Below are 13,526 nucleotides of genomic sequence, written 5' to 3' on the forward strand. Positions count from 1 at the left end.
AATAAGTTAAGCCGTCAAACTCATGAACACCTTAGGTAGCTGTTCTGGTAACTTTTCGAGTTGATCAATGATGGTGTATTTCTTTCCAAAAATATCTGCTACATACTCATCAGCTTGAGGATCTAAGTTGATACAGTAGGTATAAATGCCTTCATTGCTTAATTCTTTCACTGACTGTCGTGCATCTGCAATCAGTATGTTTTCATCTTTTACATCTATGTCAGACGGTTTTCCATCTGTTAAAACCAATAATAATTTTTTGTCTGCTGTTTGTTGATTTAAATAATGGGCTGCATGACGCATGGCAGCCCCCATCCGGGTTGAGTAGGATGCTTCCATAGCTGCAATTCTAGCTTTTACATCATCGTTCCATTGCTCACTAAAGCCCTTAATATGCATATAGTTCACATCATGCCGCGTATTTGAATTAAATCCAGCAATCGCAAATGGATCGCCTAGCTGTTGAATTGACCATGCCAGCAGAGAAACTGCTTCTTGACTAAGTTCTAAAATTGTTTGACCTGAGCCATGTACTTTTTCATTCAAAGATTCGGATAAATCCAATAGCACCATCACAGCAATATTTCGACCATTGCTTTTATGGCTCATGTTGATCCTTGAGTCAGGTTGTGTACCTGTCTTTAAATCAATCAATGATCGTATGGCTATGTCTAAATCTAATTCGCTTCCTTCTTCTTGGTAGCGTACCCGAGTTTTATCTTGAGGCTTTAATAAATCTAATAACTTTTTTAAGCGTTTAGCTAAATCACGATGTTTTTCTAGTAAACGATCGACATCTATAGATGCTCCAGAAGGATGTAGGCGCTCATATAAACTCACCCAGTCTGGCCGATAAGTTTGGGAGCTCTCATCCCATTCTGGGTAATGTCGGGGTGGTAAATGATGAATCTCCTCACTCTCAACGGAAGATGATTTCTTATCAAACATCTCTTCATCATCACTCAACTCATAAAAATTCCACATGTGACGATTGTCATCTCGGTAATCGACTTCGGTATTCTCAAAATAAACATTAGGTAATTGATCGCTTTGAAGTCGAGTTTTTGCAACAAAAGATAACGCTAAATTTGAGATTTCGGCGGTACTAGATTGGCCTTGTTGCATCAGTGTTAAAAACTTTTCTCTGTATTCAGTAATTGCTGGGCAATCAAAAAAATTATCAGTGCTATCTTTACACTCAGTGCGATGATTCATGATGGCCCAAGATAGAGTGGCTAAACGATGGCGAATGCAAGACTCTTTGCTTGAATCGCAAGCGCCTTGATCTGGATTTGGGTGTAAGGCTCTAAAAATACTTCTAATTCCTGGATACCGTTGCATCACCAAATAATCAATGCGGCAATCTTCAAAAAACTCAATAGCCATGCGCTGAAGCGGACTAAAGTTATCTGCAAAGATAGCTTGAGTCCAAAGACGATGTCCAGCCATGTGTGCTAAAGCAGCACGATAACGATTAATGCCACTGACTCCTGCGCGTGCAACATATACATCTGGAAGGCGGATGCCTTGATCGTCAAAATAAGGGCTTAGCTGCTTTGTTTCCTCTAGACTTGTCGAAAATGGGATTAAGTAATCGCTGTCTTCCCAAAGACCTAATAGGTATAAATCTAACTCTTTGATGTGGTCTACCAATAGCGTGCCGTACCGTTCTCGTTGCACAACAGCTAAGCTATCGGCTGAACGAAGACTAAAAAACTCTTTTTGTTGTTCTGGGTGATGATGATAATTTTTAATCCCATAGTTGACCCAATGTTTCAATCCTTCAATCGAGAGAACTTCGAGTAGACGAGGGGATGAGTTAAAAAACTCAGGAAGGCTTGGGCTGGCATAGGTCTTGTGGATGCCATGAATCGATGTGCTGGTACGATTCATATGGTCAATGGTGATTTCCAAATAATCTTTTAATTGATCTTCAGATGGCAATCTTCTAGTAATCGCCGCCAGTGATTGCAATAAATTATTAATGGCTTTGCTGTTGGGAGACTTCCAAATCAGCTTGATGCAATCCATCACCTTCGATAAAGATCTTTCGCCAATGATTGCGGCAACCTGAGGCCATTCTTGTAAAAATATCAACAATGGTTCTGGGCCGCGCCCCATTTTCCCTAAAAATCTTCCGGCCTCAATATAAGCATTGATTCCCGTATCACTTAGAATGGTTTTGGCTTCTACTACGCAATCATGAAATACATCATCCACCTGTGGAAAGCGACAATCCAAAGCTTCCCGAAATTTCTCAAGTTCATTCGAACAGATGCTTGGGAATGGCTGGATTGAAGAAGATATCGTCATAATATTGCCAGAAATGATTAAGCAAATATGGCTTCAATGGCATGTATTAAAGTCGAGCTAATATCAGCATCATCAGTCACGGGACGAACCAGTGACATTTTGCAAGCATCATGAGGATTGATTCCTTGCTTGATCAATGTTGCTGCATATACCAATAAACGAGTGGAGATGCCTTCATCTAAACCATGACCTTTGAGCTTTCTGGCTGTGCGCGCCAGTTGCACTAATTTTCTAGAGGTTGCTTCATCTAAGTTTGTCTCTTTTGACAGAATTGCCGTTTCAGTGTCTGCGTCAGGGTAATCAAAATCAAACCCTACAAATCGTTGTTTGGTTGATTGCTTCAAATCCTTCATCAAGCTCTGGTAGCCAGGGTTGTACGAAATCACCAATTGAAAATCTGGGTGAGCAGCAATTAATTCGCCCCGTTTATCTAAGGGTAGTTGGCGGCGATGATCGGTGAGCGGGTGGATGACTACAGTGGTATCTTGTCTTGCCTCGACCACTTCATCTAAATAACAAATAGCTCCCATGCGAACCGCCATGGTTAACGGTCCATCTAACCAACGCGTGCCATTTGACTCTAATAAATAACGGCCCAATAAATCAGAGGCAGTCATATCTTCATTGCACGCTACAGTAATTAATGGTTTGCCTAGCTTCCAAGCCATATACTCCACAAATCTTGATTTTCCACATCCAGTGGGACCTTTGACCATGACAGGTAAACGTGCTTGGTAGGCTGCTTCATACAACGCAATCTCATTGGCTTGCGGTTGATAGAACGGCTCTTCTGTAATGATGTAGTTTTGATTTTCTGGCATATAAATACCTTCTACTAGATAAAAAGCCTCCCAATTGGGAGGCTTTTGGGTTGAGACATACAGTGAATAAACCTCTTACTTGTGAACGCCCAATTTCTCGCGCCAGCCTGGATAAATTTTGTCTGCATCCGCTGGGAAAGACTCAAATGCGCGCGCAAATTCTTTATGTTCTTTTGCATACTCAATTGGATCGGCGCCTGATTTCCAGCATTCATAAGACTGACGAAGAGAAATGGCACCTGCTGCTGGAGAGTCAATGTGGCCATATGATCCGCCGCCGGCTGTATTAATCACGTTGCCGTGGCCCAGGTTCTCAAAGAACGCTGGTAAACGCAAAGCATTCATACCGCCAGAAATAATTGGAGTGGTTGGTTTCATGCCATACCATTTTTGGAAGTAAACAGGACCTTGCGCCTCATCGCGCTCAATCATATAAGCGATGATGCGATCATCATTTTCACCTTCCATCTTGCCAAAGCCCATCGTGCCAACGTGGATGCCTGAGGCTCCTTGAAGACGGGACATCTTAGCCAAGACAAAAGCTGTATAGCCACGTTTAGCTGATGGGGAGGTGACGGCACCGTGACCTGCGCGGTGGTAGTGAAGATATTGATTTGGATATTGGCGGCGTGCAGTTGTCACCATGCCAGGACCACCAACGTAACCGTCAACTAGAAACGCGACCTTGTCTGCATCTGGGCCAAATGTTTCAAGAATGTAATCCGCACGAGCACACATTTCAAAATGGTCATCCGCTGTGATGTTTGCGGAGAATAATTTAGCTTGACCAGTTTCATCTTGTGCACGTTTCATGGCATCAACCACTAATGGCATTACTTTTTTCAATGGGCAGAACACTTGATTGCCTTGTGGCTCATCATTTTTGATGAAATCACCACCAAGCCAGAATTGATAGGCTGCTTTAGCAAATGGCTCAGGACGTAAACCTAATTTTGGTTTGATGATTGTTCCAGCGATATAGCCACCATCTTTGATTGGGCGGCCAAGAATACGCCACATATCAGAAATATCTTTTGCCGGACCATCAAATAATTGAATCACGCGCTCAGGAACGTAGAAGTCATGGATCTTTGCATGCTCAATATCACCCATGCCTTGGTTGTTTCCAATTGCAAGCGTTAGGAATGACACCAACATCATGCGACCGTCTGTGATATTTCTATCAAAAAGTTCGATTGGATATGCAATGCGCATATCTTCTGTGGCTTCATCGATGTAATACACCAAAGCATCGACGCCACGTGTGAAGTCATCGGTGGTGCTTACTTCAACGTTTGTTCCAGTTGATGATTCAGCTGCAAAATGGGCGGCTGCTTCAAGATAGCCATAACCGGCTTTAGGTTTCATTTTGTAAGCAACCAAAATATGATTGCCGTTTTTAATCAGATCCTCTTCCTTGAGGCTTAAGTCTGCATAACGGTTTGATTGATCCATTGCTCTACTCCATTGGTTTGGTTTGTCAGCGAGTTTCTTGGCTCGTTGACGTCACTATACGAATGAAATAGCATAAGTAATATTCATTTATTTTTCTTAACATATAAGAAAAAACTTATGATAAATCTTGGTCTAAGCCCAAACCTCAATTCGTGGACCTGCCTGCTCAATCACAAACTCCTTAAAGGCTAAGGCAGCGGGGGGCAGTTTCTTTTGGGCGCGATGAGTAATGTACCAGTGACCAATATGGGGTAGCCCCATAATATCTAACAGCACAATATGACCTGAAGCTAATTCATGGCGAACGGTTCTCAGAGATAAAAAGCTTAAGCCCATGCCTGCCATAACAGCTTGCTTGATGGTTTCATTGCTCGGCATTTCCATCGCAATTTTCAGTTGCACGCCATGCTGTTGAAACATTCTTTCCATTGCCTGGCGGGTTCCTGAGCCGATTTCTCGCACAACAAACTCTTGGTTTGCTAAGTCTGAGAATTTAGCTTGCTTGCGTCGCGATAAAGGGTGGGTAGGACCCGAAACAATCGCCATCGGATTGGTTGCAAAGGGCGTTGCAATGCAATCCATTTCCTTTGGAACGCGTCCCATGATCACCAAATCAACTTCGTTTCTTGCAAGCATCGCCAAAATACTCTCGCGGTTATCAATTTTTAATGTAACTTTGATGCCAGGCAACATTTTCCGGAACTCAACTAAGAGCATCGGTACGAAATATTTGGTGGTACTCACAATACCCAAAGATATATGACCTTGACCTAAATTCAAGTGGCTTGCCATGACAGCTTCTAAGTCTTTTAACTCTGAGATTGCTGCTTGTGCCCGCTCTAAAAACTCCAAGCCAGCGCTGGTCAATTGAATATTGCGACCTATCGGTTCAAGCAACGGTAAGCCAAATGCATCTTCTAATTGCTTGATTTGCATCGAAATAGCGGGTTGAGTCACAAATAGGTTTTCAGCTGCTTTGGAGATTGATTTCTCCTTGGCAACTTCAATGAAAGTTTGTATTTGCTTAATGGTGTACGGACGCATGCCTAATTATCAGTCAAAGCTTATGAATAAGTAAAGATTTGTGATTGGATTTTATGTGTCTATATGGCTACATTAAATCCATAAATTAAATATGGGTATAGGGAAATATTATGCATTTAGGGAGAACCACATTATCAAAGTTTTTGATTCAGCAACTTCAGGCTGAAGGTAAAAGTGACTTGGCCGCATTGTTGGTCGATGTGGCTGCTGCTGTCAAAGCAATTTCAGCAATGACAGCGAAAGGGGATTTGGCAGGTATTTTGGGTAGTTTAGAAACTCAAAACATCCAAGGTGAGACTCAAAAAAAATTAGATGTTTTATCTGATCAGGCATTTATCAATACCTTTCAGTTAGGTGGTTTGATCGCGGGTTTGGCTTCAGAAGAAAACGATGATCCCATCACTGTTACTGATCCAGACAAAAAAGGCCCTTTCTTAGCAGTTTTTGATCCACTCGATGGTTCCTCAAACATTGATGTGAACGTTTCTGTGGGTTCAATCTTTTCAATTTTGGAAGCACCTAAAGGTCGTGATCCAGTGATGGCCGACTACTTGCAACCAGGCACCAAACAGTTAGCAGCAGGTTATGCCATTTATGGTCCATCGACCATGTTGGTGATCACAGTGGGTAAAGGCACCCATGGATTTACTTTGGATCGTGAAGTTGGTAACTTTATTTTGACTCACGCCAATATTGAGATTCCTGCTGATACCGGCGAATTTGCGATTAACACCAGTAATGAACGTTTTTGGGAGCCACCGATTCAGCGCTATGTTGCTGAATGCAAAGCCGGCAAAACTGACATCCGTGGTCGAGACTTCAATATGCGTTGGATCGCATCCATGGTGGCCGATGTGCATCGCATCTTGATGCGTGGCGGTGTGTTCATGTACCCACGCGATACCAAAGATGTGAGCAAGCCAGGTCGTCTGCGCTTGATGTATGAAGCCAATCCTATGAGCTTTGTGATTGAACAAGCCAAAGGCTTGGCCTCCACAGGTCGTCAACGCATCATGGAAGTGACGCCAGAAAATATTCATCAACGTATTCCTGTGGTGGTGGGCTCACGCAACGAAGTTGAGCGCATTGAAAAGTATCACCACGAATACGACACCGGTGCGGATCAGAAATATTCCTCACCTTTGTTTGGTGACCGCTCCCTATACCGTTAATCCGTTAGAAATAAATCTGGAGAGAAAAAATGTCTGTTAAATACCCAATTGTTGCTGTGACAGGTTCATCAGGTGCTGGCACAACAACGGTGATGAAAAGCTTCCAACATATTTTTAGACGTGATGGCATTAAAGCCCAGGTGCTTGAGGGTGATTCAATGCATCGCTATGATCGCATGTCTATGCGTGAGCAAATGAAAAAAGAGTTGGAGAAGGGTAACAATCACTTTAGTCATTTTGGTCCAGAAGCCAACTTACTGAAAGAGCTTGAAGGTATTTTTCAAACTTTTGGCGAAACAGGTAAAGGTAAATACCGTAAATACATTCACGATGCTGCTGAAGGTGCAGAGTTCAAACAAGATCCGGGCACTTTTACTCCATGGAAAGACATGGAGCCAGGCGCTGATCTATTGTTCTACGAAGGTTTGCATGGTGCTTATGTGGGTGAAGAAGCCAACGTGGCGAAACACGTTGACCTATTAGTGGGCGTGGTGCCCATCATCAACTTGGAATGGATTCAGAAATTACACCGCGATCAAAATATGCGCGGCTATTCTCAAGATGCGGTGGTTGACACCATTCTTCGCAGAATGCCTGACTACATGAAACACATTTGTCCACAGTTCTCAAAAACACATGTGAACTTCCAGCGTGTGCCAACCGTTGACACATCTAATCCATTCATTGCTAAAGACATCCCAAGTGCGGATGAGAGCATGGTAGTGATTCGTTTTGCTAATCCAAAGGGCATTGATTTCCCATACCTCATTTCAATGTTGGATGGCTCAATGATGACTCGTCCAAATACCTTGGTGATACCAGGTGGAAAAATGGGCTTGGCCATGCAATTGATTTTTACGCCGATGATTTTGCGCTTGATGGACATGAAGCGTCGCATTTAAGTTCGTGTCAAAAAGTAAATAAAGCAATATTAACAAAGCCAATTAACACTGAAAGAAACAACATGACTGCAACTAAAACCACTGATAGACAGCTTGCCAATGCTGTGCGTTTCTTGGCCATTGATGCTGTAGAAAAAGCCAAGTCAGGTCATCCTGGCGCACCGATGGGCATGGCTGACATCGCAGAGGTTTTATGGCGTCAATACCTTAATCACAATCCAGGCAATCCTAGTTGGTTTAACCGCGATCGTTTTGTCTTGTCGAATGGTCACGGATCAATGTTGCTTTACGCGTTGTTACATTTGACAGGTTATCCGGTAACGATTGATGACTTAAAGCAATTCAGACAATTGCACAGTAAAACAGCTGGTCATCCAGAGGTTGGCATCACTCCGGGAGTAGAGACAACCACTGGTCCATTGGGTCAAGGCATTGCTAACGCAGTGGGTATGGCCATGGCAGAAAAATTACTGGCACAGCGCTTTAACCAACCTGGCCATGAAATCATTGATCATCGCACTTGGGTATTTTTAGGCGATGGTTGCTTGATGGAAGGCGTGAGCCACGAAGCTTGCTCATTGGCCGGTGTGTGGGGCTTGAATAAGCTCACCTGTTTTTATGATGACAATGACATTTCAATTGATGGTCATGTGGGTGGTTGGTTCAGAGATGACACCGCAGCACGTTTCAAATCATATGGCTGGAATGTGATTGGACCGATTGATGGTCATGACAGCGCTCAAATCAAAAAAGCAATTGATCAATCGCTTCAGTCTGATCGTCCGACGATGATCATTTGTAAAACGACTATTGGTTGGGGTTCTCCAAACATGGCTGGCACACATGATGTTCATGGTGCTGCTTTGGGTGCCAAAGAAGTTGAGGCTACACGTGCGGCATTGAACTGGCCACACGCTCCTTTTGAAATTCCAGACGACATCAAAAAATCATGGAATGGCATCACTAAAGGGGTGACATTAGAAACTGCATGGGAAAAATTATTCTCAAGCTATGCCTCAGCTTATCCAGAAAAAGCCAAGGAATTAAAGCGCACTATTCGACAAGAATTACCAACTAACTGGGAGCAAACTAAAGCCTCATTGTTGTCTTTGATGAAATCTATTGAAGCTCCGACAGCCACCAGAAAATCTTCACAACAGTCTCTGGATGTATTGGTAGCAGGTATTCCTGAATTACTCGGCGGTTCCGCTGACTTAACAGGTTCAAATTTAACTGCTGGCAAAACCAGCAAGTCTTGGCATCAGAACCCAGATGACGCAGCCAACTATATTTCTTATGGTGTGCGTGAATTTGGTATGAGCGCCATCATGAATGGTATTTGCTTGCACAAAGGATTGATTCCTTATGGTGGTACTTTTGCTGTTTTCTCAGACTACTCTCGCAATGCGATTCGCATGAGTGCCTTGATGAAGCAGCGAGTGATTTACGTGTTGACACATGACTCAATAGGTTTGGGTGAGGATGGTCCAACGCATCAACCGGTTGAACATTTAAGTAGTTTGCGTGTGATTCCTGATCTTAATTTATGGAGACCATGCGATGGTTTAGAAACTGCTATTTCTTGGATTCATTCAATTGAACGCCAAGATGGTCCATCCGCGATGTTCTTGTCTCGTCAAAACTTACCGCAATACGCCGCTGATCCACAGCGTGAAGAAGGTATTCGCAAAGGCGGTTATGTTTTGTCACCTGCCAATGGTAAGCCAGAGGCTGTTTTAATCGCCACTGGTTCTGAAGTTTCTTTGGCGATGGAAGCGCAACAAAAATTACGTGCCATGGGCAAAGAGGTGAGTGTGGTGTCCATGCCGTGCACTACTTTATTTGACCAACAGGATCAAGCTTGGAAAGACTCAGTTTTGCCACCGAAAGTTAGACGATTGGCGATTGAAGCAGGTCATGCTGATTTCTGGAGAAAGTACGTTGGCTTGGAAGGCGATGTGGTTGGTATCAATCGTTTTGGCGAATCAGCCCCAGCACCTTCAGTTTATAGCTACTTGGGTGTGACGGCGGATCGTTTGGCATCACTCGTATAAGTCGCTTGTAAAAATTAATTATTGAATATAAGGAATCACCATGGCCTTAGTGATGTATGACTTAGACGGTACTCTGTTAGACACTGCCACAGAAATTACACAGGCAGTTAATCTGACTTTGTTGGATTTTGAGTGCCGAGGTGTGGATGAGAGTGATGTACGTCGCTGGATTGGTCATGGTACAGGTTGGTTGATGCAACAAGCCTGGGCTGCTTCAGCTGGTCAAAAAAATGAGCCATGGGAAAAGGTCATGGAGCGTTTCATTGTGCACTATCAAGAAACCGCCGGTACATCAAGTACGCCATTTCCTAAGGTAATTGAGACGCTAGAGAAAGTAAAAAGTATTGGTGTGAAACAAGCAATTGTGACCAATAAAGAAACTCGTTTTACCGATCGAGTATTGGCTGCTCATGATTTAAAGAAATACTTTGACATGATCATCTGTGGCGACACTTTGCCGGTGAAAAAGCCTCATCCTGGCGTGATTGAACATTGTTTAAATGAATTGCATACCTCAGTGGGTCACAGTTTATTTATTGGCGATTCAGAAATTGACGTTGCTACAGCAAAAGCTGCTGGCGTGATTTGTTGGGCCGTACCTTATGGTTATAACCACGGTCGCCCGATCAGCATGGCTGATCCAGATCGCTTGGTGCCAGATATTTCAGATGTGCCAAATTATTTCAGGGGAATTTGATGAATTTCTTGAGAATGTCTGATGTGTCGTTGGCTGGAAAAAAAGTATTTATCCGGGCTGACTTAAACGTACCGCAAAATGATGCCGGCGTGATCATGGATGACACACGTATTCGTGCATCGATTCCTGCGATTCAATATGCCCTTGATCAAGGTGCTGCTGTGATGGTGACATCTCATTTGGGTCGTCCAGTGGAGGGTGAGTTTTCTCCTGAAGATACTCTGGGCCCGATTGCCTTAAGAATTGCCGACCTCTTGGGTAGAAAAGTTCCTTTGGTTTCAAATTGGGTGGAAGGTGGCGTCAAAGTTGGACCAGGTGAAGTGGTGCTTTTAGAAAACTGCCGCATCAACAAAGGTGAAAAGAAAAATGATGACGAGTTGGCCAAGAAAATTGCCAGCTTGTGTGATGTTTATGTGAATGATGCATTTGGTACAGCTCACCGTGCCGAAGCCACTACGCATGGCGTAGCAAAATATGCCAAGGTTGCCTGTGCAGGCCCCTTGATGGCTGCTGAATTAGATGCTTTAGGTAAAGCTTTGTTGAGCCCACAAAAACCATTGGTGGCGATTGTTGCTGGCTCAAAGGTGTCAACGAAATTGACCATCCTAAAAACATTGGCCAACAAAGTAGATCAATTGATTGTGGGCGGTGGCATTGCCAATACTTTCTTATTGGCCAAAGGTCTACCCATTGGTAAGTCATTGGCTGAGCCTGATTTGGTGAATGAAGCCAGAGAAATCATGGCCATGATGGAAGCTCGCGGTGCTGAAGTGCCAATTCCAACAGATGTGATTGTCGCCAATGAATTCTCAGCCCAAGCACGTGCCAATAAAGTCATGGTTGATCAGGTTCAAAACGATGACATGATTTTAGACATTGGGCCTAGAACTGCTGCCAAGTTAGCCATGATCATTTCAAATGCTGGCACCATTGTGTGGAACGGACCAATGGGTGTATTTGAAATCGAACAATTTGGAGGCGGCACCAAAATGTTAGCAGCTGCTATTGCTCACTCACCAGCATTCACGATTGGTGGCGGTGGTGACACATTGGCAGCCATTTCTAAATATGACATCAGTAATCAAATTGACTATATCTCTACTGGTGGTGGAGCCTTCTTGGAATTTTTAGAAGGTAAAACCTTGCCAGCAGTCGAGATACTCACTCAGCGCGCTACTAAATAATAAAACCCACACTATCTATTAAGGAACCAACATGGCCCTCATTTCACTTAGACAATTACTCGATCACGCTGCAGAGAACCAATATGGTTTGGCAGCTTTCAACGTGAACAACATGGAACAAATCCATGCCATCATGCAAGCTGCTGATGAGTTAGACAGCCCAGTGATTTTGCAAGCTTCTGCAGGCGCTCGTAAATATGCAGGTGAGTCATTCTTGCGTTTGATGGTTCAAGCAGCCACAGAGCAATATCCGCACATACCTGTATGTTTACATCAAGACCACGGTTCATCTCCTGCGGTTTGCCAAATGTCGATTCGCAGCGGATTTTCAAGTGTGATGATGGATGGTTCTTTGCGTGAAGATGCAAAAACACCAGCGACCTATGAATACAACGTTGATGTGACCAAGAGAGTAGTAGAAATGGCACACGCCGTGGGTGTTTCTGTAGAAGGTGAGTTGGGTTGCTTGGGCTCATTAGAGACAGGCACGGCCGGCGAGGAAGATGGCGTTGGCGCTGAAGGTGTTTTGGATCATTCTCAGTTATTGACAGATCCGGATGAGGCTGCTGAATTTGTTAAAGAAACCCAAGTAGATGCTTTGGCGATCGCGATTGGTACCAGCCATGGCGCTTATAAATTCAGTCGCCCTCCGACAGGCGATATCTTAGCAATTGATCGTATCAAAGCGATTCATAAACGCATTCCTAATACCCACTTAGTGATGCATGGTTCATCAAGTGTGCCGCAAGAATGGTTGGCGACCATTCGTCAATACGGTGGCGATATCAAAGAAACCTATGGTGTGCCTGTTGAAGAAATCGTTGAAGGTATTAAAAATGGCGTTCGTAAAGTCAATATTGACACAGACATTCGTTTGGCGATGACGGGTGCGATGCGCAAACTCATGGCAGAAAAGCCAGAAGAGTTTGATCCACGAGCTTTCTTTAAAGTGGCAACAGCTGCAGCCCGCGGTATCTGTCACGATCGTTTCATTTCATTTGGTAGCGCTGGTCAGGCGTCAAAAATTAAGACAGTTGCATTAGATACGATGGCAATCAAATACACCAAAGGCGATTTAGAGGCAGTTATCAAATGACCTTTTCTTGCATGATTAAAGACGGCAACATCGGCAAAAGTTTGGTTAACTTAAGAAACTACGATGTTGTCCTATTTGATTTGGATGGCACGATTGCTGAAACTGAAGCTATCGGCCATTTGCCTGCATTCAATTGTGCATTTTCAAGACATGATATGGAATGGGTCTGGAGTGGGGATCAATACAAAGACCTTTTAAAGGTTGCCGGTGGCTTTGAGCGTCTTAAAGCTCATCGTGCCGTTCTTGAATCTTCTGGAAAAACCAAACAGTATTACAACGACGCTTTTTTAAAACAAGTGCATCAAACAAAAAATGAGATTTATGCACGTTTAATCGACACAGGGATTGTTCAGCCGCGAGCTGGATTCTTTGAATTAATTAAAAAAATATGGAATCTCAATCGTCAGTGGGGGGTTGTCACAACCACCAGCCAATCAAACTGGGACAGTTTATGGAAAGCTTCGATTGAGAGTCGCATTGATTTACATCCAAAGATCATCGTTTGTGGGGAAAAAGTAAAGAATAAGAAACCCGATCCAGAAGCATATTTATTGGCGGCCGATCAACTCAAGATTCATCCAACAAAATGTTTGGTGATTGAGGATTCAGACAATGGTGCGCGAGCTGCACATGCAGCAGGAATGGATTTCATCGGGGTGAAAAGTCACTTTTTTGCTGATGATGAATTTCGTCACGCCAAAATGATTGTTCCTGAATTGAGCAATATTGAATTTGAGTTGAGTAACCTGTATTAACGCAGAGTCATAAAACTAAAACGAAATTAGTTA

At 43.5% G+C, this 13,526-nt stretch carries 11 protein-coding genes; 7 read left to right on the plus strand and 4 right to left on the minus strand.

Going from position 1 to position 13,526, the window contains the following annotated elements; translation table 11 throughout:
* Positions 1–6: 6 nt before the first annotated feature.
* The 4 genes from GQ367_RS03035 to GQ367_RS03050 all read right to left on the minus strand — a co-directional run bounded on the left by GQ367_RS03035 (position 7) and on the right by GQ367_RS03050 (position 5,633).
* Positions 7–2,313: a nitric oxide reductase activation protein NorD gene (locus tag GQ367_RS03035; RefSeq protein WP_215291366.1), complete on the minus strand. Its 2,307-nt coding sequence runs from the start codon at positions 2,311–2,313 to the stop codon at positions 7–9.
* 17 nt (positions 2,314–2,330) lie between these two features.
* A complete protein-coding gene (locus GQ367_RS03040) occupies positions 2,331–3,134 on the minus strand; it encodes a CbbQ/NirQ/NorQ/GpvN family protein (RefSeq protein ID WP_215291368.1) in 804 nt (267 codons plus the stop codon).
* Positions 3,135–3,209: 75 nt separating this feature from the next.
* Positions 3,210–4,589: a ribulose-bisphosphate carboxylase gene (locus GQ367_RS03045; RefSeq protein WP_215291370.1), complete on the minus strand. Its 1,380-nt coding sequence runs from the start codon at positions 4,587–4,589 to the stop codon at positions 3,210–3,212.
* A 132-nt stretch (positions 4,590–4,721) separates the two neighbouring features.
* The gene (locus GQ367_RS03050) at positions 4,722–5,633 is read right to left on the minus strand and encodes a LysR family transcriptional regulator (protein WP_215291372.1); all 912 of its coding nucleotides are present in this window, start codon (positions 5,631–5,633) and stop codon (positions 4,722–4,724) included.
* A gap of 110 nt (positions 5,634–5,743) precedes the next feature.
* On the opposite strand from GQ367_RS03050, the gene GQ367_RS03055 reads away from it, so the two are divergent.
* From GQ367_RS03055 to GQ367_RS03085, 7 genes are all read left to right on the plus strand, one after another.
* Positions 5,744–6,805: a class 1 fructose-bisphosphatase gene (locus tag GQ367_RS03055; protein WP_215291373.1), complete on the plus strand. Its 1,062-nt coding sequence runs from the start codon at positions 5,744–5,746 to the stop codon at positions 6,803–6,805.
* 29 nt (positions 6,806–6,834) lie between these two features.
* On the plus strand, positions 6,835–7,707 hold the full coding sequence (locus GQ367_RS03060; RefSeq protein WP_215291375.1) for a phosphoribulokinase: 873 nt from the start codon (positions 6,835–6,837) through the stop codon (positions 7,705–7,707).
* Between the two features lie 62 nt (positions 7,708–7,769).
* A complete protein-coding gene (tkt, locus tag GQ367_RS03065; RefSeq protein WP_215291377.1) occupies positions 7,770–9,761 on the plus strand; it encodes a transketolase in 1,992 nt (663 codons plus the stop codon).
* 40 nt (positions 9,762–9,801) lie between these two features.
* A complete protein-coding gene (locus tag GQ367_RS03070) occupies positions 9,802–10,458 on the plus strand; it encodes an HAD-IA family hydrolase (protein ID WP_215291378.1) in 657 nt (218 codons plus the stop codon).
* Positions 10,458–11,642 carry a phosphoglycerate kinase gene (locus GQ367_RS03075; protein WP_215291379.1) on the plus strand — a complete coding sequence of 395 codons (1,185 nt, stop codon included), beginning with the start codon at positions 10,458–10,460 and terminating at the stop codon, positions 11,640–11,642. The genes GQ367_RS03070 and GQ367_RS03075 overlap by 1 nt, the downstream gene beginning before the upstream one ends.
* A 31-nt stretch (positions 11,643–11,673) precedes the next feature.
* Complete coding sequence (gene fba, locus GQ367_RS03080; protein WP_215291380.1) at positions 11,674–12,738, plus strand: class II fructose-bisphosphate aldolase; 1,065 nt, start codon at positions 11,674–11,676, stop codon at positions 12,736–12,738.
* Positions 12,735–13,493 carry an HAD-IA family hydrolase gene (locus GQ367_RS03085; RefSeq protein WP_215291381.1) on the plus strand — a complete coding sequence of 253 codons (759 nt, stop codon included), beginning with the start codon at positions 12,735–12,737 and terminating at the stop codon, positions 13,491–13,493. Before fba ends, GQ367_RS03085 begins: the two co-directional genes overlap by 4 nt.
* Positions 13,494–13,526 lie beyond the last annotated feature (33 nt).

Source organism: Polynucleobacter sp. MWH-CaK5 (assembly GCF_018687615.1).
Taxonomy (GTDB): domain Bacteria; phylum Pseudomonadota; class Gammaproteobacteria; order Burkholderiales; family Burkholderiaceae; genus Polynucleobacter.